Source organism: Exiguobacterium acetylicum (assembly GCF_019890935.1).
Classification (GTDB): Bacteria; Bacillota; Bacilli; order Exiguobacteriales; family Exiguobacteriaceae; genus Exiguobacterium_A; species Exiguobacterium_A abrahamii.
This window is the reverse complement of sequence record NZ_CP082333.1, coordinates 2624866-2648776: the sequence shown is the minus strand read 5'-3', so window position 1 is coordinate 2648776 and position 23911 is coordinate 2624866. Positions and strand designations below refer to the sequence as shown.

Annotated in this window: 18 protein-coding genes; 15 read left to right on the top strand and 3 right to left on the bottom strand. The window is 48.2% G+C overall.

Features of this window, described 5'->3' with window-relative positions; genetic code table 11:
- Positions 1 to 90 precede the first annotated feature (90 nt).
- From gatC to K7G97_RS13720, 6 genes are all read left to right on the top strand, one after another.
- The gene (gene gatC, locus K7G97_RS13745) at positions 91 to 381 is read left to right on the top strand and encodes an Asp-tRNA(Asn)/Glu-tRNA(Gln) amidotransferase subunit GatC (protein ID WP_023469336.1); all 291 of its coding nucleotides are present in this window, start codon (positions 91 to 93) and stop codon (positions 379 to 381) included.
- 15 nt (positions 382 to 396) lie between these two features.
- A complete protein-coding gene (gatA, locus tag K7G97_RS13740) occupies positions 397 to 1839 on the top strand; it encodes an Asp-tRNA(Asn)/Glu-tRNA(Gln) amidotransferase subunit GatA (RefSeq protein ID WP_195864470.1) in 1443 nt (480 codons plus the stop codon).
- 14 nt (positions 1840 to 1853) lie between these two features.
- Positions 1854 to 3287: an Asp-tRNA(Asn)/Glu-tRNA(Gln) amidotransferase subunit GatB gene (gene gatB / locus K7G97_RS13735; RefSeq protein ID WP_035396151.1), complete on the top strand. Its 1434-nt coding sequence runs from the start codon at positions 1854 to 1856 to the stop codon at positions 3285 to 3287.
- Between the two features lie 147 nt (positions 3288 to 3434).
- The gene (locus tag K7G97_RS13730) at positions 3435 to 4397 is read left to right on the top strand and encodes a diacylglycerol kinase (RefSeq protein WP_029342573.1); all 963 of its coding nucleotides are present in this window, start codon (positions 3435 to 3437) and stop codon (positions 4395 to 4397) included.
- A 25-nt stretch (positions 4398 to 4422) separates the two neighbouring features.
- A complete protein-coding gene (rlmD, locus tag K7G97_RS13725; RefSeq protein WP_035396153.1) occupies positions 4423 to 5781 on the top strand; it encodes a 23S rRNA (uracil(1939)-C(5))-methyltransferase RlmD in 1359 nt (452 codons plus the stop codon).
- A 128-nt stretch (positions 5782 to 5909) separates the two neighbouring features.
- Positions 5910 to 6836, top strand: coding sequence for a hypothetical protein (locus K7G97_RS13720; RefSeq protein WP_223040804.1), 927 nt, complete (start codon positions 5910 to 5912; stop codon positions 6834 to 6836).
- 58 nt (positions 6837 to 6894) lie between these two features.
- Here the strand turns inward: K7G97_RS13720 and K7G97_RS13715 are convergent, their stop codons facing one another.
- Together K7G97_RS13715 and K7G97_RS13710 are read right to left on the bottom strand one after the other, a co-directional pair.
- Positions 6895 to 9024 (bottom strand): bifunctional glycosyltransferase/CDP-glycerol:glycerophosphate glycerophosphotransferase, encoded by a 2130-nt coding sequence (locus K7G97_RS13715; protein WP_082874146.1) that lies wholly within the window; start codon positions 9022 to 9024, stop codon positions 6895 to 6897.
- Positions 9025 to 9125: 101 nt separating this feature from the next.
- Positions 9126 to 10283: a helix-turn-helix domain-containing protein gene (locus K7G97_RS13710; RefSeq protein ID WP_195864474.1), complete on the bottom strand. Its 1158-nt coding sequence runs from the start codon at positions 10281 to 10283 to the stop codon at positions 9126 to 9128.
- 319 nt (positions 10284 to 10602) lie between these two features.
- On the opposite strand from K7G97_RS13710, the gene K7G97_RS13705 reads away from it, so the two are divergent.
- Together K7G97_RS13705 and K7G97_RS13700 are read left to right on the top strand one after the other, a co-directional pair.
- Positions 10603 to 11025, top strand: coding sequence for a CBS domain-containing protein (locus K7G97_RS13705; RefSeq protein WP_195864475.1), 423 nt, complete (start codon positions 10603 to 10605; stop codon positions 11023 to 11025).
- A gap of 138 nt (positions 11026 to 11163) precedes the next feature.
- Positions 11164 to 13950: a putative bifunctional diguanylate cyclase/phosphodiesterase gene (locus K7G97_RS13700; RefSeq protein WP_223040803.1), complete on the top strand. Its 2787-nt coding sequence runs from the start codon at positions 11164 to 11166 to the stop codon at positions 13948 to 13950.
- 296 nt (positions 13951 to 14246) lie between these two features.
- On the opposite strand, the gene K7G97_RS13695 is transcribed toward K7G97_RS13700, so the two are convergent.
- Positions 14247 to 15953 (bottom strand): M3 family oligoendopeptidase, encoded by a 1707-nt coding sequence (locus tag K7G97_RS13695; RefSeq protein ID WP_087681385.1) that lies wholly within the window; start codon positions 15951 to 15953, stop codon positions 14247 to 14249.
- A 175-nt stretch (positions 15954 to 16128) separates the two neighbouring features.
- Here K7G97_RS13695 and K7G97_RS13690 point away from each other — a divergent pair, with 175 nt between their 5' ends.
- From K7G97_RS13690 to K7G97_RS13660, 7 genes are all read left to right on the top strand, one after another.
- Positions 16129 to 16632, top strand: coding sequence for a PTS sugar transporter subunit IIA (locus K7G97_RS13690; RefSeq protein WP_035396161.1), 504 nt, complete (start codon positions 16129 to 16131; stop codon positions 16630 to 16632).
- Positions 16633 to 16790: 158 nt separating this feature from the next.
- Complete coding sequence (locus K7G97_RS13685; RefSeq protein ID WP_058703784.1) at positions 16791 to 17552, top strand: ABC transporter ATP-binding protein; 762 nt, start codon at positions 16791 to 16793, stop codon at positions 17550 to 17552.
- Positions 17539 to 19455 carry an ABC transporter permease gene (locus tag K7G97_RS13680; RefSeq protein ID WP_223040802.1) on the top strand — a complete coding sequence of 639 codons (1917 nt, stop codon included), beginning with the start codon at positions 17539 to 17541 and terminating at the stop codon, positions 19453 to 19455. The genes K7G97_RS13685 and K7G97_RS13680 overlap by 14 nt, the downstream gene beginning before the upstream one ends.
- Positions 19456 to 19552: 97 nt before the next feature.
- On the top strand, positions 19553 to 20239 hold the full coding sequence (locus K7G97_RS13675) for a response regulator transcription factor (RefSeq protein ID WP_023469323.1): 687 nt from the start codon (positions 19553 to 19555) through the stop codon (positions 20237 to 20239).
- Positions 20236 to 21228 (top strand): sensor histidine kinase, encoded by a 993-nt coding sequence (locus tag K7G97_RS13670; protein ID WP_223040801.1) that lies wholly within the window; start codon positions 20236 to 20238, stop codon positions 21226 to 21228. Before K7G97_RS13675 ends, K7G97_RS13670 begins: the two co-directional genes overlap by 4 nt.
- Positions 21221 to 21985, top strand: coding sequence for an ABC transporter ATP-binding protein (locus K7G97_RS13665; protein ID WP_064299373.1), 765 nt, complete (start codon positions 21221 to 21223; stop codon positions 21983 to 21985). Before K7G97_RS13670 ends, K7G97_RS13665 begins: the two co-directional genes overlap by 8 nt.
- Positions 21951 to 23882 (top strand): ABC transporter permease, encoded by a 1932-nt coding sequence (locus K7G97_RS13660; protein ID WP_223040800.1) that lies wholly within the window; start codon positions 21951 to 21953, stop codon positions 23880 to 23882. Before K7G97_RS13665 ends, K7G97_RS13660 begins: the two co-directional genes overlap by 35 nt.
- Positions 23883 to 23911: the final 29 nt, after the last annotated feature.

The window sequence follows — 23911 nt, the reverse complement described above, 5'->3', positions numbered from 1 at the left end:
GATGCACCATCGTCTTTTTTGTCTGGACGAAAAGTGCTATGATTAGAAATAGTGTAAAATATATCGCAAAAGTTCCGGAGGTGGAATGACATGGCAAAGATTAATGAGGAGCAAGTCCGCCACGTGGCGCATTTGGCACGCCTTGCCGTGACAGATGAAGAAGTAGCACAATTCACAGGACAACTCGAGAAGATTCTTGGGTTCGCTGAACAATTAAATGAACTCGATACGACAGGCGTCGAACCGACGACTCATGTCCTCGATTTAAAGAACGTCCTACGTAAGGACGAAGTACGTCCATCACTTCCTCGTACGGAAGTAGAACGACTCGCACCCGATTGGGAAGACGGACAAGTCCGCGTCCCAGCGGTGTTCGAATAAGGAGGAAATGACCCGATGTCACTTTTTGAACATGGTGTCAAAACACTACACACACTCATTCAGGATGGCGAAGTCAAAGTTTCTGAACTCGTCCAAGAATCCTTTGATCAAATCGACCGCGTCGATGGAAAAATCGGTGCGTTTCTTTCGTTGAACGAAGAAGCATTCGAGCAAGCAAAACGAATGGATGATGTCGCGAAACACGAAGCGAATCCATTGTTTGGTCTTCCAATCGGCGTCAAGGATAACATCGTCACGAAAGGGATGACGACGACATGTGGTTCGAAATTCCTCGAGAACTTCGTACCAGCGCATGACGCGACGGTCGTCGAGCGTCTGCATGAAGCAGGGGCGATCACGATCGGGAAATTGAACATGGATGAGTTCGCGATGGGTTCTTCAAACGAGAACTCAGCGTACAAACCGGTTCGCAACCCATGGAATACGAAACACGTTCCAGGTGGTTCTTCGGGTGGTTCAGCAGCAGCTGTCGCAGCAGGAGAAGTCTTGTTCAGCCTTGGTTCGGATACAGGTGGTTCGATTCGTCAACCGGCTGCCTATTGTGGTGTCGTCGGGTTGAAACCGACATACGGTCTCGTCTCACGCTTCGGTCTCGTGGCGTTCGCGTCGTCGCTTGACCAAATCGGTCCGTTGACACGAACAGTCGAAGACAACGCATATCTCTTGAGTGCGATTGCAGGACACTGTGAGATGGATTCGACGTCTGCGAACGTCGCAGCAACGGATTACACACAAGCGTTGACAGGTGATATCAAAGGTCTGAAGATTGCTGTTCCGAAAGAATACTTCGGTGAGGGTGTCAGTGAAGGTGTCAAAACCAACATTCGTGAAGCAATCCAAAAACTCGAAGCACTCGGTGCGACGGTCGATGAAGTGTCACTCCCGAACTCGAAATATGCGCTTGCGACGTACTACTTACTTGCTTCATCAGAAGCATCATCGAACCTTGCGCGCTTTGACGGTATTCGTTACGGAGTTCGTGCGGAAGCAGATGCACTTGAAGATGTCTTCAAGTATTCCCGCTCACAAGGATTCGGAGACGAAGTCAAACGTCGTATCATGCTCGGAACGTATGCGCTCAGCTCAGGTTACTACGATGCCTACTATAAAAAAGCACAACAAGCTCGAACGTTGATCAAAAAGGATTTCGACGATGTCCTCGCGAACTATGACGTCATCATCGGACCAACGGCACCGACACCAGCATTCGAACTCGGTGCACAGCTCGATGATCCGGTCACGATGTATGCGAATGACATCCTGACGATTCCAATCAACTTGGCAGGTGTCCCAGCCATCTCGGTTCCAGCTGGATTCGTCGACGGTCTTCCGGTCGGCTTACAAATCATTGGAAAACATTTCGATGAGGCGACGATCTATCGCGCTGCGCATGCGTTTGAGCTTGCGACAGGTGGATTCGCGCTTCCGAAGTTATAAGGAGCGAATGTATCATGAACTTTGAAACGATCATCGGGATCGAAGTCCACGCCGAGCTAAGCACGAACACGAAGATGTTCTGTGGTTGTGCGCGGGAATACGGCGCGGAGACGAACACGAAAACGTGTCCGATTTGTCTTGGACATCCGGGCGTCTTGCCGAAAATCAACGAAAAAGCCGTTGAGCTCGCTGTGCGTGCAGCAATGGCACTCAACTGCCAAGTGGCCGATCAAACGAAATTCGACCGGAAGAACTACTTCTATCCAGATACGCCAAAAGCGTATCAAATCTCACAGTTCGATCAACCAATCGGCTTCGATGGCTACATTGATGCGGAAGTCGATGGCGAAACGAAACGTTTCCGAATCGAACGTGTCCATCTGGAAGAAGATGCTGGTAAGATGAACCACACGGGTGCGAATCACTCAGTCGTCGACTTCAATCGGACAGGTGCACCGCTCATCGAAATCGTCAGTGAAGCGGACATGCGTTCACCGAAAGATGCGGTCGCCTACCTCGAACGTCTCAAGGAAGTCTTGCAATATGCAGGCGTCTCGGACGTCAAGATGGAAGAAGGATCACTTCGTTGTGACTGTAACATCTCCGTTCGCCCATACGGACAAGAGAAGTTCGGTACGAAAACAGAACTTAAAAACTTGAACTCATTCGGAAACGTCTTAAAAGGTCTTGAGTTCGAAGAAGATCGTCACCGTAAACTATTGCTTGCGGGTGGTGTGATGCGTCAAGAAACACTCCGTTTCGATGAGACGAAAAAACAAACCGTCCTCATGCGTGTCAAAGAAGGGGCGTCGGATTACCGTTACTTCCCAGAGCCTGACCTCGTCAAGCTCGTGCTGGATCACGATTGGAAAGAAGCGATCCGTGCCGGTATTCCGGAACTTCCAGATGCCCGTCGCGTTCGTTACCAAGAAGAACTTGGTCTTTCAGCGTATGATGCGAAACAACTGACGGTCACACGTGAGATGGCAGAGTACTTCGAAGCGACACTGGCAGCAGGCGCAGAGCCGAAAGCAGCAGCCAACTGGACGATCGGTGAGATCCAAGGTCACTTGAATAAATCGACGGAAACGTTCGAAACAGTCAAGATGACACCTGCTCGTCTGGCAGAGATGATCGACTTGATCGCAAGCGGCACGATTTCTTCGAAAATCGCCAAACAAGTCTTCACGGCCGTCATCGAAGAAGGTGTCGAGCCACGTGCATACGTCGAAGCAAACGGTCTTGCACAAATTTCAGACGAAGGATTGCTACGTGGTCTGATCGTCGAGATGTTCGAAGCGAACCCGGCAGTCGTCGAAGAATTACTCGGTGGACGTGACCGGAAGAAAGGCTTCGTCATTGGTCAAATCATGAAGAAAACAAAAGGAATGGCGAACCCTGCCCTCCTGGATCAACTCTTCTATGAAGAGCTTGAAAAATTAAAATAAGTAGCTGATCGAACAGCGTCCGTTCCTCCTTTACTTCTGCGAGGAAACGGACGCTGTCTTTTTTGGCTTTGTAATGTCTCGAGAGTTCATGTAAAATAAAACAGTTATGTATCAAATGAACGGTTGAGTCAAAAAGGAGAAAATCTTATGAGACCTAGAGCGCGCGTGATTTATAACCCGACTTCCGGGAAAGAGATGGTTAAACGAAATTTACCGTATATCCTCGACCGACTCGAAGCAGCGGGTTATGAGACATCTGTCTACTCGACGAAAGCGGTCGGCGATGCGACGTATGAAGCAGCACGAGCATGCGAAGCAGAATTTGATCTCGTCGTCGCAGCAGGCGGCGATGGTACGTTGAACGAAGTGATCAGCGGAATGGCTGCCTACAATAAACGTCCGAAGCTTGGTGTTCTACCTGTTGGAACGACGAATGACTTTGGTCGGGCGATGCGTATTCCATTGACGATCGAAGGGGCGATGGATGTCATTTGCACAGGACATACGATGCCGGTCGATATCGGTAAGATTGAAGGATCGGCAGGCGTCCATTACTTCATCAACATCGCTGGTGGTGGCATCATGACAGAACTGTCGTACGAGGTGCCTTCGAAGCTGAAGACGGCACTCGGACAGCTCGCGTACTACGTCAAAGGGATGGAGAAACTTCCGCAAATCCGACCGACATATGTCGAACTGGAGCATGAAAAGGGTATATTCAAAGGAGAAGTCATGCTGTTCTTGACATCGAACACGAACTCCGTCGGTGGATTCGAAAAGCTGTCACCGAACGCGTCACTCAATGACGGTCGGTTCGATCTCTTCATTCTGAAGAAATGTAATCTCGTCGAATTGATTCGTGTCATGCGCCTTGCCTTAAAAGGGGATCATTTCTCGGACCCTTGCATCGAGCATGTCACGACCTCATTCGTCCGCATGAAGAATACATCAGAGATGAGTTTGAACATCGATGGTGAGTTTGGCGGCATTTGCGAAGGCGAGATGACGAATCTTCGCTCTCATTTCGAAGTCATGACACCAAAGTTCCGGATCGAAGAGATGGAACAAATCAATACACAACTACAAGAAGCAGAAACGAACCTCGCGTGAAGCGAGGTTTTTAAGGAGGATATTCATGATTCCAGTACAAAAGAACGATGAACACGTCGTCGAGATCGTCGACCTGACACATGAAGGGTCAGGGGTCGCGCGCATCGATGGCTATACGGTCTTCATCCCGGGCGCATTGCCGACGGAACAGGTCAAGATCAAGATCACGAAAACGACGAAGTCTTACGGATTCGGTCGCATCATCCGTCAAAAGACGAAGAGTGTCGATCGTGTCGAGCCGCCTTGTCCAGTTTACAACCAGTGTGGTGGTTGCCAATTGCAACACTTATCATACGATGCAGAACTCAAGTTCAAGCACAACCGTGTCCGTGACGCTTTCGCGCGCCTAGCAGGTCTTGAAATCCCCGTTCACGAGACGATCGGGATGGAAGATCCTTGGGGTTACCGCAACAAAGCACAAGTACCGGTCGCCTTCCAATCGAACAAATTGATGGCTGGCTTCTATCAAAAACGAAGTCATCGGATCATCGATATGGACTACTGCTTGATTCAAAACAAAGAAAACGACGAAGCTGTCCAAGCGGTGCGTAAAGTTCTCGCTGATTTGAAAGTCCCAGCGTACGACGAGAAGAAAAAAGCAGGTGTCATTCGTCATATCATGGCACGTCATGGGTACCACACGAACGAGTTGATGGTCGTTCTCGTCACGAAGGTCAAACAATTACGCGGCATCGATAAGATCGTTGAAGGGATCTTAAAGGCGTTACCAAATGTCACGTCGATCCAGCACAACATCAACCCGGATGATACGAACGTCATTCTCGGGAAAAAGAACGTCGTCTTGTACGGACCGTCCGTCATTCGCGATCAAATCGCTGGATTGACGTATGAGATCTCACCGCATTCGTTCTTCCAAGTCAACCCGCTGCAAACAGAGAAACTCTACGCGAAAGCGCTCGAGTACGCTCAGTTGACAGGCGATGAGACTGTCGTCGATGCTTACTGTGGTATCGGTTCGATTTCCTTGTCACTCGCTAAACAAGCGAAGCACGTCTACGGCATCGAAATCGTACCGCAAGCAATCGATGATGCACGCCGGAACGCACAAGCGAACGGGATTGAGAACGTGACATTCGAGTATGGTGCAGCTGAGAAGGTCATGCCGGATCTCGTTAAAGCCGGTATTCAACCGGACGTCATCGTCGTCGATCCACCACGTAAAGGCTGTGACGAAGAATTCTTGCGTGCTGCTGCGGATGTTGCACCGAAGCGGATCGTCTACGTCTCATGTAACGCGTCGACTCAAGCACGTGACGCGAAGTTGTTGACAGAGCTCGGTTATACACTCGTCGAAGTGACGCCGGTCGATATGTTCCCACATACGACACACGTTGAGAGCGTTGCCTTGTTCGTCCGTAACTAAATTGTTTAAATGCCTCTTTCCGTTAAGGAAGGAGGCATTTTTTGATTGACCTGATGTATAAACGAAAGTAAATAAGAACCTCTATATGGTAAAATAATCAAGTTGTATATAAAAGTATAGGAGGGTTCATGATGACGACTAACGATGTTCAAGTGTATGCGACATTCCGGCTAGAGCAAGACGTATTGTATCGCTATCATACATATATCCAGTGGGGTGAGAGTGAGACGTCTCTCGGTGCGTGCCTGATGTTGAATCCAGGTTCTGCGACGGTGGATCCTACATTACGTCAGCAACTTGATACGGTAGGGCAAGCGACGGGTCAAATTGGTCGATTGGATGAGACGATGCGACAAATCATCCGGATCGTAGAAGGTATCTACGAAGGACAAGCCTTATCGGGACGCTTCCATCTATACAATCTATTCCCGATGCAACATGGCAATGATGTCACATCGATCAATCGTTTCGAAGAACTCTGTCAGGAAACCTCTTTTGAAAAGCAGACGTTGTTTGCGTCAGTCGAAGAATTGCGTCGACATCCTTTCGTGATTACAGGATGGGGCGTCCGAAGTCATCTTGTTCGCTGGACACATCTGCGACAAGCGAAAGAAGAATGGGTGAAGCGTCTTGAAGCGTCGGGTATTCCGCACTTTGGTATCAAGCATCCACGAACAGATGATTTTTATCATCTTTGTCCGAATCTCGTTGCTAGCCGGGAAACGATCAAAGAGCAAATCATCGCGCGACATCGTGAAGTCATGGTACCGAGTCGGAAGCGTCAATGGGAGCGAATCCTTCTATACCGGATGGAAGGTGGACGTATCACCCTGATGGGGCGCAAACGATCTGATGATACGTGGGTCTTCATGAGAACGACGGATGAGACAGCATTGCTCGAAGAGGGGGATGTATCTGCGAAGACCTCTTCTGAGATCGTCGAACGATGGGACGACGTGGTAGAACATCTCCTCGGTGAGGTCGTCTTATCGTTACGTCCTAGTTTCGTTCATCCTGAATTTGAAGAGCGGATTGCACCGTATCGTAGACGATGATATGAAAAAAGGAGAAAGAGCGCAAAAGCGCATCTTTCTCCTTTTTCATTGTGTCGCCTTATTCAGCATCTTCAGCATCTGCTGAGCTTGCATTCGGGAACAACTCAGCAAGAACACGTTCACTTGCCGTACCATCGTCAAGACTGCAGAATCGCTCGAGGAAGCGATCGTATTTTTCTTGGTAAGCGACGGATTTCGTATCGATCTGTTCGATATAATCGATGACTTGGTCCGTCTCTTTCAATAGTGGTCCTGGAACGACTTCTTCGAAATCGAAATAGAATCCACGTAACGTCGACGCATATTTCTCCAAGTCGTACGTAAAGAAGATCATTGGACGTTGTAAGTGGGCGTAATCGAAGAAGACAGACGAGTAGTCAGTGATCAAGACGTCACTGATCAAGTACAACTCTGCGATATCGCCATACGAAGAGACGTCGTAGGCGAAGCCTTCGTGTCCACTAATATCCATATTTTGCGCAATCAAGTAATGCATCCGGAGCAAGACGACATAATCGTCACCGAGCCGGGCCTGCATCTCGTTCAAGTCAAGTTGGAGATCGAAGCGGTATTTTCCGCGCGCGATGAACTCGTCATCTCGCCATGTTGGTGCGTACAAGACGACTTTCTTATCAGCTGGGATATCAAGACGTGCTTTGATTTCGCTGATGAGACCAGCTTGATCGTCCGCATACAAGAGATCGTTTCGTGGATAACCCGTCTCAAGCATCGTGTTTTGGAAGCCGAACGCACTCTTGAAGATTTCGCTCGAATAGGCATTCGGAGAAATCAAGTAGTTCCATTCCTGTGCTTGATTGTAGAAGTTTCGTTTGTAGCGTGTCGCGTTCGTTCCTGCCATGTGGACTTCTTCCATGTCGAGACCTAGTCGTTTTAATGGTGTGCCGTGCCACGTTTGAAGGTAGATCGTTTCTTCGCGTTTCGTTAAGCTGAGCGGTTGACGTGTATTGAAGATCCAGTACTTCGCACGTGCCATCGCTTGGTAATACGCGAAGCTGTTTTTGAGCACCCAGTTTGGGCAAGCTTCTTTGACGTCATCTGAAGGCTCATTCGCGAAAATCCAGACGAGCTCAAGTTCAGGGCGTTGTTCTTTTAATTTCAGATAAAGAGCCTTCGGATTATCGGAGTAGCTTCGTCCAAGGAAACTCTCGAATAAGACAAGGTTCTCTTTGACCGGCATCTTTTGGAACAGACGATAGAGCATGAGACCGTTCTTAATTTTTTTACGTCGTGCCGTCCGTAATGTCTGTTTAGTCTTAACAGCAGTGATATATGAACGGAACATGATATACGAACCCGTCGACCATGCCTGCAGATACTTGCTTTGTGTCTTCGCCCGTCTCAAGTCGTAAGCGACATGACGGAAGACGTCGGTCTGCTGACTTTTTGATGTACTGCGCTCAAGCAATGCTCGACCACGTTTTGAGATGAAACGTTTGTACCACGTATTTAAGAATTTTTGAACGTCGTTATCCTTCGTATGGGCAGATAACATACCGTAGATCCGTGAGATATCGGATAATGTCGTGATATCACGCGCTTGGTAGAGCGATTGTCCTTCAAGTGGCGTACTACGTGAGTTTCGACCATAGACGACATAACTGACCGATGTCAGGTTCGTCAGTTTCGAAATGATGGTATGGGCGATGATCGTATCGGCGAACCATCGTGTCTCAAGAACAGGTAGATCATTGAGCAAGTCCTTTTTAATCATCCAGCCGTGAATCGTCGTCAAATGACGCGAATTGAACTTCGTACGAGTATAGAAGAAATAACGATCATCATCGATCGGCATGAGCCATTTTTTCTTGTTGTAGACAGGTGAGACCTTACCGATGATGACTTCACCGCGTGATTTCTCATAGGCTTTGATATACGTATAGAGTGCACGTGGTGCGAGGATATCATCACTATCGAGGAAAGTAACGTAGTCACCTGTTGCGACTTCAAGACCACGTCGACGTGCTGCGTAAGTTCCTTGATGCGCCTGTTCCACGATCGTACATGTCGGATAGAGAGAACGGAGCTCATCGATGTATGTGCTTGGTCCGTCAAAGACGACGACGATTTCCACCGGGATCGACACCTTCTGGTCGAGAACGGATTGAATGGCTGCCTTCGTTTGTGATTCAGTTTGATAGACAGGAATGATGACACTAATTGAGTTCATGTTGATTCTCCTTTTTGATGAAAGAATCCGTCAAAAACGGATTCACGAAAATAGTTCCTGTTGAATAGGATATCACAAAACGAAAAAAAGGCACGACTCTCTTAAAATTCACTTCGTTGCCGGTAATGTGTCGGTGTCTCGCCAGTCGTCTGTTTGAAGGCTTGACTGAAATGACTTTGGCTTGAGAAGTGCAACTTATTTGAGATCGTCAGCAACGAGTCGTCGGACGAGCGTAAGAGACGCTTTGCTTCCCGAATGCGTTCCCGGATGACATACCGGGCGAGTGGCAGACCGGTCTCATCCTTAAACAGAACGGACAAGTAATTGGACGAGACATGAATGGCTTGGCTGATTGATGAGACGGACAACGGTTCATACAGGTGTTGTTGAATATAGCGAATCGCAGCGAGTACATGAGGCGAGTGCCGCAGCGCTTGGAGTTCCTTGACGGCTTCTGCGAACGAAACTGTAATCCGGACATGACGATTCCGGAGTTCGGCAATGCTCGTCGCGGCTTCGATTGTCTCAATCATCCGGTCGCTTAGGGAGAACGCTTCGTCCGGTTCTAGTCCACCGCGAATCGCAGCGCGTGCGCTCAATAGGACGGTTCCGAGCAACAGGTTCTTTTCTGCGCGTAACGGTTGATGCCGTGCGAGTGTGCCGAATTCACCATAGGCAGGTAACGAATAAGTCGTTGCGAGTCGCTCGCTTTGACCCGTCGCGATCCAGTCGATGATTTGTTGCTCCCGTTGCCATGCTTTTCGGTACGCGGTCACCCCTGTATGGGACGGTGCATCCGCAACGAGTGGGATTTCAGCTTCCTGAATATCAGACAGTTGTTCGATTTCTCGCTTCGGCAATGCTTCCCCGTGTAACAAGCGATACATCAAATGAGCACAGTCAATCAATCGATTCTCCGTCGTACGCGGCAAGACTTTATAAAACTGATGATAGGCTTCATCCTGGATATGCGCCCGAAAGAGAGCAGATTGTAATAAAACAGGACCAATTCGATACATACCTTGTTCCGGAACGTCCAAAAAGAGGTAGGCTGTGCCATCTTTCAGGGTATAGAGTAAAGGAGTCTTTTTAAGGACGGGCCATTCATTCTCAATCGGCAGAGTTCCCGGATGAGGTGGAGCTTCTGGGCGTAGTGCAAGCGGAGTACCATGACGATCTCGATACGTGACGAAAAAACCGGTCATCCCGTAAAGGTGCTCTGCGACTTGCGTCAAGTCGGATGTCGACAAGCGATTCATGACACGACTCCTTTCGAAATAAAGTGGATTGCTTCTAGTGTATGTCCTCTTTCGCGGATAGTCGAGAACGAACCAAGAAAAACCGAAGTCTTCCGGAAAAAGGCTTCGCTACAAAATCAACTAGATGGAACTAAGGAGTCTTTTGAATTAAAATCGTATCGTTCAACGATCAGTTCTTTTCTCTACTTGGAATAGCGGGATATGGCATAACTAAATATGAAGGAATTATGTAGAGATTTTCATCATTTGAGAAATGAATCAACGCGGGGTTCATGATAAAATGAAAAGGGTGTCACAGAGTGGCTAGGGAGGAACAGAAATGAATATTGCTTTTTTCTTATTACCTAAAGATGAGGTGAAATATTTAGATCCTGAGTCAACGGTCAGACAAGCACTAGAAAAGATGAAACATCATCGTTTTACGTCGGTCCCACTCGTTGACAATAAAGGGAAATACGCAGGAACGCTGACGGAAGGCGATATCTTGTGGGCACTCGAAGCAAATCTCGAGCATGCCGATTACGACCACGTCTTACAGACACGATTAACTGATATTAAACAACGTGTCCGTTATAAACCGGTTTCAATTACAGCGCAGATGGAAGAGATGATTGAAGTCATCACGGATCAAAACTTCGTGCCCGTCATTGATGATGGCAAGCATTTTATCGGCATCATCCGACGGCGTGATATCATCGATTATTTTGCTAAAAAAGTAGCGCGGGAGAACGTCAGTTATTAAAAATGAATAAAACTAGTAAAAAAAGCACTGATTTTCACAGAAATGTGGGAAGAAGTGCTTTTTATTGACCCAAAACGACTTCACGAAATGGGAGGAGGCGACGATATAGAAGCATAATGACAATTTAGGGAGGACGATGTGTTGCGACGTTTATCACCAGTCTTCATCGTAGAAGCCTTTCGAAGACGCTCCTACTATAAAACGTTCTCATGGATGATTGCGATCATCGGTCTGGTAGCGTTGATCGTCGCGTGTCAGCATTTGACGAAAACGTTGGATGAGGGGTATCGCTTCAAGGCATCGGGTAAAACGATTGCCGAAGTGACACCTTTTAATCATGCCGAACAGGAAGTGACACGCTACTATCTATCGTCTTTGAATGACGATGTCGATTTGACGCAAGCTTCAGAGCAGGCGAATCGATCGCTTGAACAATTGACGGACCGGCTTCCGGATATGAAAGCGACCGATTCGACACGCGAAGAAGTCCTGACAGAAATCAAAAAACTGCAACGTCAAGGATACGAATCGAATCATCGTTTTTTCACGACGATGACGAACTTCAAAAGTGAAATCATCTTCAATCAGCTCGTGCTGAGTAAAGAAACAGGGTCTTATTATAATGTGTTCTCCAATCTGATTTTAATGGAAGAACAACTGGGTAAATCCGCTGAAATCTTGAAGAATGCTCGACAAAAAGAAGAACCTAGTTCCATTGATCAGTTACGGATTCAACAGATGCGGATTGATTTACCTTTGCGACAAGATTCGCTCATCAAATCCTTGTATGACGTGACTCCACTTCAAAATGATGCGGGACGTCAGGATATTGCAATCATGCGGGAACAGATGGATGCCTACACACAAACGCTCGATGATCTATTGCGTGCTCCGAAAGATTCGATGTACGTTGCGTTAGCGAATCAAGCCGAACAATATGAATCCAGCATGTATCGTCTATACGATCAAGAACTTAAACAAGTTGCGCAAGAAATGCAAGATCGAGGCAATCAAATCATTCGTAATGCCTGGCTTCTGTTTGGCGCAACCGGTGTCTTGATTCTTGGATTGTTGATGTTGACCTTATCGTTATTACGCGCGTTTCGCCAAGATCTTTCTTTATTGAAGGGAGAGGCGAATACCTTCGCGGAAGACCGCCGACAATCCGGTTATCACGTACCGGCGCGAAATGATTTCCAGCCCGTCGTCCAAGCCTTTCGGACGATGACGGCCATCATCGCCGGGTTGCTCGATTACAATGACGCGAAGACGAAAGAAATCAAACAGAAAAAAGCGGAAATCGAATCGCTCTTTTCCCAAAATACCGATCCGATCCTTGCGATGTCATCGGATTACACGATCGTGAACGGAAATGAACGTTTTCGACAATTAACGAACGCGACAGTGGGGTGGACGATTGAAGAACTGATTCATCCGGCTGATTTGAACCGAATGCGCCGAGCGTTGAGACGATCGCTGGAAGGGCAGAGTCAGACAATTCGTTGTAAGATGCTCTTTGATGAAAAGATTTTGAACATGTTCGTCAATATCATCCACGTCGCAAACAAAGAGGATGATACAGGCGTCGCACTCTACTTATCCTGTCATGATGAGACGGATCAGTTCCGACGGGAAGAACGGATCACACAACTCGCACTCTTCGATATGTTGACGGGCTTGTTGAATCGGAATGGTTTCGAGCAAAAGATGGCAGATGCCCTAAAAGCACCTCAACCGGGAGAACTCGTCACGATCAGCGTTCGGCAATTCCGACGAATCAATGACATCTACGGACATGGGGCGGGAGATCAGATTCTAAAAGATCTCGCAAATCGCCTCAAACATCATTTCATCGGAACCGGACAAGCGGCGCGGATTGGTGGAGATGAATTCGCTGTGTTGGTCGCACAACAGGATATCGTCGATTACCAGAAATTAAAGCAAGTCATCGAACATGTCTATGAAATCAACGGAGAATACGTCAATGTCAGCATCAGTATGAGTATGGTCCGCTACCCGGATGATGCGGTGGCCGTCACCTCCTTATTATCCTCAGTCGATATCGCGATGCAACATGCGAAACAACAGACAGAGGGGGGACCGGTCTGGTTCGAGTCCTGGATGAGCGCGGAGTATCTTGAATCGGTCGCCCTCGAAGCAGAATTACGAGAAGCGATCGAGAAGAACGAGCTACAATTGTTCTATCAACCACAGATTAATCTCGCAACAGGTCAAGTCGATGGCTGTGAAGCACTCTTACGTTGGTTCCATCCTGAACGAGGAATGATTAGTCCGGCAATCTTCATTCCGATTGCTGAACGATCGATGTTGATTGAAGAAATCGGGATGTGGGTCGTTGCCGAGACGGTCCGACAAGTCGAAGAGTGGAAGGATACGGAACTCGGAGTACTACGTGTCTCAGCAAACTTATCCGTCAAAGAACTCGTCTCCGGTCGGATCGTCGATTATCTGACCGATGTCCGAGAGATTCATCCAGGGATTGAACAACGGATGGAACTTGAAATTACGGAATCATTCGGTGTCTTTTCAGACACACGCGTGTTTGATGCGTTACAGACGTTGCACCAGATGGGATATCGTCTTGCGATTGACGACTTTGGTACGGGGTATTCTTCGTTATCGTACTTAAGTCGATTACCGATCCAGCGGCTAAAAATTGATCGTTCGTTCATCAGTGGTCCGGATGCCTGTTCAAACGCACCGCTCATCGAGACGATCATCAAGCTTGCTCATACGTTGAAGTATGACGTCGTCGCTGAAGGAATTGAGGAACTTGAACAAGCGGATCATTTACGAGTGCTTGACTGTGAGTATGCGCAAGGATTCTATTATTCAAGACCGATTCCAGCCGACGAGTTTCGGGTCTGGTACGGGAAGTATCATGAAAAGCTTTTATCTGAATGACATGAGTCCTGAAGTCGTTTTACGAACGTTTTTGTCATCCTTGCTTTCCACAGGCGGGAGGTAAGCCGCGGCACCACGCACTTCATGCGGTGTGCCGGGTCTTACCTAACCCTGACGAAAGCGGAAGTCATGCTTTCTTTTCCTGTAGGAGTCAAGGATGAACAGATACGTTCTATAATCATGTAGCAAAAAAGAAGAGGCGTTTTCCAGATGATATTCTGGAAAATGCCTCTTCTTTTATTGATATTGCTCGAGATGTTCTGACTTTTAGTCAGTAAGATCTTGCACGAAAAGAATCAAACGCGATCGAGCACGAGGTCGTCTGCTTGTTCAAGATACGCTTTGACAGGTGCGACCGCTGCCTCGACCGTACCTGGTGCGAACGGAGACTTCAATCCAGCACGTTCGACGAGCGTGAGGAAGCTTTCCGATCCGCCGGCACGACAGAGATCGAGATACGACTTCCAAGCCGCTTCCCGGTCCTGTTCCATCCAAGCATAGAACTGGAAGGCACAGACTTGAGCGAGCGTGTAATCGATATAGTAGAACGGACTGCCGAAGACGTGTCCTTGCTGATGCCACCATGCACCTGAATCGAGATAATCGTTCGCTTCGTAATCACGATGTGGCAGGTATTTCTTCTCGATCGTCCGCCATGCTTCGCGACGCTCAGCTGGTGTCAATTCCGGTTGGTTGTAGATGACGTGTTGGAACTCGTCAATCGCAACGCCGTACGGAAGGAATGTGACACTTCCTGCGAGGTGATTGAACTTGTATTTCGCTGTCTCTTCACCGAAGAACTCTTCCATCCACGGATAAGCGAAGAATTCCATCGACATCGAGTGAATCTCACACGCTTCATACGTTGGGAAAGCACTCTCTGGAGCTGTCAGATGACGGCTCTCATAGACTTGGAAGGCGTGTCCGACTTCGTGCGTCAGGACATCGATGTCGCCTGCCGTTCCATTGAAGTTCGAGAAGATGAACGGGAGTTTTTCGTCTGCGATGTAGGTACAATACCCACCACCGGCTTTCCCAGGCTTCGCCGTCAAATCGAGTGCTTCCCGGTCGAGCATGTAGTTGAAGAACTCGTTCGTCTCCGGTGACATCTCTGCGTACATCTTTTTGCCGCCTTCGATGATGAACGACTCTTCGCCTTTCGGTGTCGCATTACCAGACTTGAAGGCAAATCCTTCATCGTAGTAATACAACTGATCGACGCCGATCCGTCGTTGCTGGCGCTCTTTGAGTTGTGTCGCGAGTGGAACGATCGTCTCGCGGATTTGTTCGCGGTACTGTTCGACCATCGATTGGTTATAATCGACGCGAAGCATCCGTGCGTAACCGAGCTCGACGAACGATGGGAAGCCGAGTGTCTTCGCGATCTCGGTCCGGATGCGGACGAGCTTGTCGTAGATCGTATCGATTGCTTCGCCTTGTTCTTTTAAATAGCCGTAGCGTGCTTCAGAAGCTGCTTTACGGACATCACGATCAGGTGATTGAAGATAGGGACCGAACTGCGACAAGTTGAGCGTTTTGCCATCGAACTCGATTTGAGCAGAAGACATCAGTTTCGTATATTCACTCGAGAGACGGTTCTCTTCTTGGAGTTTTGGAATGATTTCTTCTGAGAACGTCTTCAGACTCGCTTCCGCAATCAGGAATAACTGTTTGCCTTGTGTCTGTTCGAGTTCATTGCGGAGTGGGTGCGTCGTCAACGCTTGATAATAGCTTGAGACATATCCTTGATAGATCGCACTCGCTTCATCAAAGAATCCTTGTTCCGTCTCATAGAATGTATCGCGTGTATCGATCGTGTGACGGATCTCGACGAGCTGGCTTGCCGTTTCAAATTGATTTCTGAGGGTATTAATCTCAGTGATGGCTGCGTTTGCTTCATCTACCTGTGTGGCTTCCGTCAGTCGAGCGATCGCTTGATTCATGGATGTTTCAAGCAAGGCAAGGTCAGGACGGACATATGTAATTTCTGAAAATGGTAACATGTAAGCGCCTCCTTATGATTTCTAACTATTATCACACAAAAATACTTGCAAAACCAGAGGGACAAACGTATGCTTTTTGTGAGAACGTGAGCGAGCTGTCTGACAGCTTACTCCTATAAAAAATCGAAACTTCCATTCGGAAGAAAAACGATCGAGAAAGTAGAGGGATAGTATCATGGGATTCTTAAAAAAATTGTTTGGTGGTAACGACGCAGGAAACGCAAAAATCGCTTCTGCACTTACAGGTAAAATCGTCAACATCGAGAACGTACCCGATCAAGTTTTCTCTCAAAAAATGATGGGCGACGGTGTCGCGATCGAACCAACTGAAGGTAAAGTCGTCTCGCCGATCAACGCAACGGTTGAAACGATCTTCCCAACAAAACACGCAATCGGTCTAAAAGGTGAAGATGGTCTTGAACTGTTGATCCACGTTGGTCTGGATACAGTTAACCTTAAAGGTGAAGGCTTCACGGCTCACGTCCAGTCAGGTGACAAAGTCAAAGCAGGAGACGTCCTCGTCGAGTTCGACCTTGACTACATCCGTGCGAACGCACCATCGACGATCACACCGATCATCGTGACGAACCACGATCAATTCACGCTTTCAGCTGTACCAGCGGAAGGAACTTCTGTTGTCGCAGGCGACACAGAGCTCTTCAAAGCAACACATAAATAAGATGCGACACGCCTCCATTCCTTGCGGATGGAGGCTTTTTTTGTTGTCTCCTCCCGTGTCTTACCATTTTGTAAGAGAAGTGAAAGTAAAGTCCATTTTGAGAAAAGCAGGGAAGGACTAGACTGAGTGTAACGAATCAAACACAGGAGGCATTACAGATGAAAGCAATCTTACAAGCAGAACAGATTTCAAAAACGTATCAAACGAAAACAGCACGCCACGAAGCACTGCGTCCGACGACGCTCCGTGTCCACGAAGGAGAGTTCGTCAGTATCATGGGTCCATCCGGTGCCGGGAAATCGACATTACTCAACCTGCTGTCAACGATCGATCAGCCGACGGACGGCTCGATTTTAATCAACGGAGCAGACGTGACGGCGATGAAGGAAAAACAATTAGCCCGTTTCCGTCGGGAGCAACTCGGCTTCATCTTCCAGGACTTCAATCTCCTCGATACGATGACGGTCCGGGAAAACATCGCCTTACCGCTATCACTCGCGAACGTCGATAAAAAGATGATTTTAGAACGTGTCGATCGTGTGGCGCGTCAACTTGGTATCCACGACTTACTCGATAAACGTCCCGTCGAACTATCGGGTGGACAAAAACAGCGGACGGCTGCCGCGCGTGCGATCATTCATGATCCGTCACTCATTTTAGCCGACGAGCCAACTGGTGCGCTGGATTCGAAGTCGGCGACAGGGTTACTCGAAGCGATGCAATCACTCAACGATGAAGGCGCGACGATCCTGATGGTGACACACGATCCGATGACAGCGTCTTATGCGGAACGGATTTTGTTCGTCAAGGATGGAGAGCTGTTCAAGGAAGTCCATCGCTTCGGTTCGCAGAAAGAATTCTTCGAACAGATTATGGAAGTTCAACGCGAACTCGGAGGTGCCGTCCGTGAGCTTGTCTAAACTGGCGTTTCAAAACTTGAAGAACATCCGTCAAAACGTGATGTACCTCGGTGCGGTCACGTTTGCGATTCTCATTTACTACACGTTCCTCGCGATTCGATCGAATGAAGCGATGCTTCAGGCGAACGAATTGTACGGAAAACTGGGAACGGTCTTTACCGGAGCAAGTGTCATTCTAGCGCTTTTCTCTGCTATCTTCATCTGGTATTCAAGTGACTTCTTCTTACGTCGTCGTAAGAAGGAAATCGGACTTTATGCATTACTCGGTTTAGAGCGAGGGCAGATTGCTCGCCTGATTTTCCTTGAGACGATGGGGTACGGAGTGATTGGTCTGATTCTCGGAATTGCGATTGGTACCGTCGCTTCGAAATACTTCGTACAGTTGCTCGCTTCCGTCATGGCGATGCAAGTCGATGCGACGTTTACGATCAGCGGAGCTTCCGTCCTGCAGACGATCGGTGTCTTCCTGTTGATTTTCTTGATCATCGCATTACGTTCTGCTCGGACGATCTATCGTTTTACATTAATCGAATTGTTCAAGGCAGAACAACAAGCGGAATCCCTTCCGAAAGTCCATCCGATCCTAGCTGTCCTTTCCGTCATCTTGATCGGTGTCGGTTACTATTTGACCGGACAACCGTTGATGGATCACTTTACGATCGTCGCCCCGCTCTTGATGCTCTGCGTCATTCTCGGAACGTTCGGAACGATGAGTTACTTTACGATCTTCTTATTGCGCCTCTTAAGTAATCAAGCGCGACATTTCAAAGGAACGAATTTGATTTTGCACGGGCAATTGTTGTCACGAATCAAATCGAATGCCGTCATGCTGTCGACGATTACGGTCATCACTGCCGTAACCTTGACGACGGTCGGTACAGCGACATCGATTTATTATTTCATCGATCAGACCGTCGAGGAACAAGTTCCGTACAGTCTATCGATTGCGAGTAAACAAGCAGAAGTGGAACAGCTGATTGCCAAGTCCGACCAGAAAATCGACAGCCGGACGATGGTTAACGTCAAGAACGTCGACCATCAGATGACCGATCTGCCGAACCCGCTGACGTTCACACGCTACTACGCGACGTATGCGTATGAAGACCAGCCGGGACAATTCAGCTACGTCAACTATTCGGACTACGTCAAGCTCGCGAAAGCGAATGGGAAAACGGTCATTAAAGAACCGAAACAAGGCGAAGCGATCGTCCTTGAGACATTCAAAGGAAATGATTTGTTGAAGATGAAAGTCAAATCGCCGGTCGGTGTTGAAATCAAGGACGTTCATGAATCCTTTCGCATCACCGCTGCGACGAATCTACCGATCGCTCAACTTTATGAGAAACAGCGGCTCGCCTTCGTCGTAAACGATGATGCGTTCGCGAAGATGCCGGAAAAAGGCTTCACGCTGACGAATTATCAGTTCTCAGATGAACGTCATGACGATGGATTGATGAAACAGTTGACGCAACTATATGGAAAACAAGCGGACACGGAGATGGCGGCGTACTATCCTGTCTACGCGATGACGACGGCAACGACAGGCTTACTCGCGTTTGCTGCCGGCTTCCTTGGTCTCGTCTTCTTGCTTGCGACGGGTTCAATCATCTACTTCAAGATGCTCGCGGAAGCAGAAGAATCGAAACAACGGTTTGCCATCATCCAGAAAATCGGTGTCGATGAGAAAGAACAGACGGGCATCATCCGTCGCCTTGTCGGATTCGTCTTCTCCTTACCGTATGTGCTCGGACTTGTTCATAGTTTAGTTGCGATGCAAGTCTTGCAGAAACTGTTGAACTACAACATCGTTCGTCCGACATTACTTGCGATTGTTTGTTATACGATCGTCTATCTGATCTACTATATCGTCACGGTCCGTGCGTATCGCCGCATCGTCACGTGATGAACTAAATAGGGGTACACCGAACTGGAAACGGAATAATCGTTTCCAGTCCTTTTTGAGTTCGTTATGATAAAGGGAGAAGGAGTTGATAGGAACGATGCATACGATTTTATTAGTCGAAGATGATATGAAGATTGCCACATTATTGAAAGAACTACTTGAACGCTATGATTTTAGAGTCGTCGTCGAAGATGGGCGAGGGGATGTCGTCGCGGTCTTTGAAGAGACGAATCCGGACGTTATTCTATTAGATGTCAATTTACCGAAGTTTGACGGTTTCTATTGGTGTCGACAATTGCGGATGAAGACACGGGCACCCATCCTGTTCATCTCAGCACGGGTCGGGGAGATGGATCAAGTTATGGCGCTTGAATACGGAGCGGATGATTACATCGTCAAGCCGTTCCAAGGAGCGGTCGTCATCGCGAAGATTAAAAGTCAGATTCGCCGGGCCTATGGCACACTCTCGAACGAGACGGATGAGCGGACAGTGACGAAAGAAGGGGTCACGCTGTACTTGGACCGTTATATCGTCGAGTACGGGGAACAGTCGATCGAGCTGTCAAAAAAAGAGGGACTGATCCTTGAGATGTTACTGACGGCAAGTCCACGAATCGTCAGTCGGGGTGATCTACTCGAACGGATTTGGGATGACGAAGCATTCGTCGATGAGAATACATTGAACGTCAACATCACGCGTGTCCGCAAACGGCTTGCCGAGATCGGTGTCGCTGGACTTGAGACGGTGCGAGGCGTCGGTTATAAACTGGTCCTTGAACCATGAAGCTCTTTTTACGGCACGCGATACCAGGCATCATCTTCTTTACCGGACAAATGCTGATTTTATATGCCGTCTTATGGCTCTATGATCTTTATCGCCCAGCAGCCTTCTTTTATATCGTGCTCTTGAACAGTATCGGTCTCTTGATTTATCTCAGTTATCGTTTCTTCAGCATGCTTCCGTTGCTACGACGGATGCAACAGCCGGTCCAATCGGTCGCAGAACCGATTCGCAGTGATAGTGAAGAACCGATTTCCGTCGCTGTCGAACAATTTTTAGAGCGGCAACAGACCTTATTTCGAAACAGTCTGTTTGCTGAGCGACGAAAGGAAAAGGAGCGGCATCGGTATGTCGACCAGTGGATTCATCAGATGAAGACACCGTTGTCCGTCATCGAGTTGATCCTTGAACATCCGGGGGAGCACTATCAAGCTGATTTGCGTCAAGAGGTCGATCGATTGCGCAGTGGACTCGACCAGATGCTCTATTCGTCACGTTTAGAAGCAATCGAGACAGATTTGAAGGCAGAACGATTGGCACTGAAGCCGCTCGTCACGAGCATCATCAATCAAGAAAAACGATTATTCGTCAAAAATCAGGTCTTTCCGAAACTCGATATCGCTGAAGACGTGTATGTCTACACGGATGCGAAGTGGTTTCGTTTCCTCGTCTTACAGCTCGTGACGAACGCCATCAAGTACACGACGGGACATGGTCGTGAAGTCGTTTTGACGGCAGAAGTGACAAAGGGGCAAGTCGTCCTTTCCGTTCAAGACGACGGTGTCGGAATCCCGAGACGAGACGTTCCACGTGTCTTTAATGCGTTCTTCACTGGTGAAAATGGACGACGTTACGGGGAATCGACCGGAATGGGATTGTATTTCGTCCAGCAGGTCTGCTTGAAGCTCGGGCATGAGATTGAACTCGAGAGTGAAGAAGGGATCGGTACGACATGCCGGATTCGATTAGTAGGAGGTCGCGCACATGATTGAGGTCAAACAATTAGGGAAGGTCTATCCCGGAAAGGTGACGGAACAACCGCTGACGGATGTGAATTTCCGAGTCGAAGAAGGTGAGATGGTCGCGGTCATGGGACCGTCCGGTAGTGGCAAATCGACGCTGATCAACTTGCTTGCGACACTCGACGAACCAAGTTGGGGATCAATTCTGATTGACGGCGTCGACACAGCGACGTTCAAACGAAAAGAGATGACACGTTTCCGGCGCGAGACACTCGGCATCATCTTTCAGGAATTCAATTTACTCGATTCGTTGACGCTCGGTGAGAACATGCTCGTCCCGTTGATGCTGTCAGGGAAAAAAGCAAAGCTCGCGCGGGAAGAGATGGAAGAGTTGGCACGCCGTCTACAAATTGATGATTTGCTTGATAAACAGGTTGATGAGGTCAGTGGTGGACAGCGACAACGGACAGCGATTGGTCGCGCCCTGATCCATACACCACGTCTGATGCTTGCGGACGAACCGACGGGAGCACTCGACTTCCAAGCGACGAAACACGTCATGGATGTCCTAGCCGAGTTGAATGCGACGGGTATGACGATGGTCATCGTGACCCACGATCCGCAAGTCGCGTCGTATTGTAATCATGTCTTATTCCTAAAAGACGGTAGTATTCAAACGGAGTTGTTCCGCGATGAACCACGCCGTGTCTTTTTCCAACGGGTCATCGAATCGTTATCGTTGTTAGGAGGGGATGAGCATCAATTATCTGCAATACGCCCTACGTAACATCCGGCGCTATCAGCGCTTGTATTACGGCTATGCCTTGACGATCATCATCGCGATGACGATCGTGACGAGTTATTGGAACTTGTTGACGAATGGATCATTCCAAAACGTCGCCAAAATCCTCAGTCAATTGAACCAAGTCATCGAGATGACGATCTTCTTCGTCTTCATCGCGGAGCTGATCATCCTTTTCTTTAGTGTCTTGTTCATCTATTCGACGACCTATACGATGCTTGAGCACCGTAAAAACGATTTACGGACGATGCGGACGCTCGGCAGTGGATTGTCACACTTCTTAAAGTATTTTTTAATTGAAGTCTTGATCGTTGGTGGTTTAGCCATCACTGCGGGAATGATTTTGGGTAATGTCTTGACGAAGATGCTGTTGCTGTCCGTTGTCAAAGTCATGTTCTTACCAGCAATCGAATTCGAATTATCCTTTTATGCGATTCTTGCTTTGATTGGTGGTGCCTTCCTTGTGTTGCTGACGGCAACGGTCCTTGCGATCTACCGCTTTCGTCCCGATCGACCGACACGTTCCCGTTCGCTATTTCGAAAACGAGCCTGGATTCTGACGCAAATCGGAGCGTTACTCCTGTTGATCTATGGTTATGCCTTAGCCTTTGTTCGGACGGAAGGATTTTATATATTCTTTCCGCTTGTCATCTTCATCGGATCATTTTTTATTTGCCGATATGTCTTACCGTGGTTGACCAAGTTATATCGACCACGTCGCTTGTCGCTGCGGAAACTGATCGTTTCGGAAATCGCCAATCAATTGCGAACGAATAGTACGCTCATTGCCCTCGGAACGATTCTAACCTCGTGTGCGCTAACAGCAGTCGGACTCGTCTTCTTGTTTCAATTGATTGGACTCGATTTGTCATCACAGAACCAATTCGGGCTCGTCTATTACGAGGAATCCGCTCAACCGACGAAACGATTGAAGGATATCAAGCAGACGATGACGGAGGCCTTCCCGGATCGCTATCAGCAGGATATCCAAGTGAAGGCAGAAGGAACACGCGTCCTCCTACCGATCTCGTCGTACAACAAAATGATGCGGCAACTGCATCTTAAGGAGCGGACAGCGACGGGACGTCAAAGTTTCTTTGTACCAGCACGTCCGGTACAACTCGAAGAGAATACACCGACGATGAAAAAAGAGAAACAGGCGATGGAGAAAGAAGACTTTGAATTACTTCCCGCTGCTTCGCACGATTTAGTATTTGGTTACAATTATCAAATCGAGACGATCTTCGTCGTCAGTGATGCCGTCTTTCAGACACTCAAGCAACCCGTCCGGCAAATCGTCGTCTTCGATACGCCAGCCTACCATGATTACGGAACGAAGGACTGGAAACAATGGATGAAGATCGTCCGCAACATCCAGTCGGCAGCAAAGCTCGATGAGAAGCAACCGGTGCCCTATCAATTGATCAATGAGACGGAAGATGAGATCGATGGTATCCGAATCGTGCGACTCGTCACGTTCGTCGTCGTTCTCCTGACGATTTGGTTATTCGTCATCAATGCGAGTTTTCTACATGTGTGGATGCAGATGACAGCGGAACAGGAGCAAAAGCGGATGAAGACGTTGTTTGCGCTCGGGTTCGGTTCCGGGAACATTCGCCGCTACTTATTAATGAAGTATGGCGCTGTTCTACTCATTCCGTATCTGATTTCTGTCTTTCATGCCTTTTTATTGTTCCAGGTCGTCGTCACACAAGCCGGACTACAGCCGGGATCCTTTCTTAACTTAGCTGTCTTTTGGATCAGTATCGTCACGGTCGGCTACTTCTTGAGTGTCCTACCGATTTGGTTGCGTTACCCACGGCATCTGTTCCGGAATTCATCCGAAAGTTCGATGTATCCGACACCGGATTCAAGGGTATGATGATACCATAGGAATAAGGGAGGGAATCG

What these genes read in the sequence shown, in the direction of transcription:
- gatC (WP_023469336.1), top strand. Translation starts at nt 91, where the DNA reads ATGGCAAAGATTAATGAGGAGCAAGTCCGCCACGTGGCGCATTTGGCA.
- gatA (WP_195864470.1), top strand. Translation starts at nt 397, where the DNA reads ATGTCACTTTTTGAACATGGTGTCAAAACACTACACACACTCATTCAG.
- gatB (WP_035396151.1), top strand. Translation starts at nt 1,854, where the DNA reads ATGAACTTTGAAACGATCATCGGGATCGAAGTCCACGCCGAGCTAAGC.
- K7G97_RS13730 (WP_029342573.1), top strand. Translation starts at nt 3,435, where the DNA reads ATGAGACCTAGAGCGCGCGTGATTTATAACCCGACTTCCGGGAAAGAG.
- rlmD (WP_035396153.1), top strand. Translation starts at nt 4,423, where the DNA reads ATGATTCCAGTACAAAAGAACGATGAACACGTCGTCGAGATCGTCGAC.
- K7G97_RS13720 (WP_223040804.1), top strand. Translation starts at nt 5,910, where the DNA reads ATGATGACGACTAACGATGTTCAAGTGTATGCGACATTCCGGCTAGAG.
- K7G97_RS13715 (WP_082874146.1), bottom strand. Translation starts at nt 9,024, where the DNA reads ATGAACTCAATTAGTGTCATCATTCCTGTCTATCAAACTGAATCACAA.
- K7G97_RS13710 (WP_195864474.1), bottom strand. Translation starts at nt 10,283, where the DNA reads ATGAATCGCTTGTCGACATCCGACTTGACGCAAGTCGCAGAGCACCTT.
- K7G97_RS13705 (WP_195864475.1), top strand. Translation starts at nt 10,603, where the DNA reads ATGAATATTGCTTTTTTCTTATTACCTAAAGATGAGGTGAAATATTTA.
- K7G97_RS13695 (WP_087681385.1), bottom strand. Translation starts at nt 15,953, where the DNA reads ATGTTACCATTTTCAGAAATTACATATGTCCGTCCTGACCTTGCCTTG.
- K7G97_RS13690 (WP_035396161.1), top strand. Translation starts at nt 16,129, where the DNA reads ATGGGATTCTTAAAAAAATTGTTTGGTGGTAACGACGCAGGAAACGCA.
- K7G97_RS13685 (WP_058703784.1), top strand. Translation starts at nt 16,791, where the DNA reads ATGAAAGCAATCTTACAAGCAGAACAGATTTCAAAAACGTATCAAACG.
- K7G97_RS13675 (WP_023469323.1), top strand. Translation starts at nt 19,553, where the DNA reads ATGCATACGATTTTATTAGTCGAAGATGATATGAAGATTGCCACATTA.
- K7G97_RS13670 (WP_223040801.1), top strand. Translation starts at nt 20,236, where the DNA reads ATGAAGCTCTTTTTACGGCACGCGATACCAGGCATCATCTTCTTTACC.
- K7G97_RS13665 (WP_064299373.1), top strand. Translation starts at nt 21,221, where the DNA reads ATGATTGAGGTCAAACAATTAGGGAAGGTCTATCCCGGAAAGGTGACG.
- K7G97_RS13660 (WP_223040800.1), top strand. Translation starts at nt 21,951, where the DNA reads ATGAGCATCAATTATCTGCAATACGCCCTACGTAACATCCGGCGCTAT.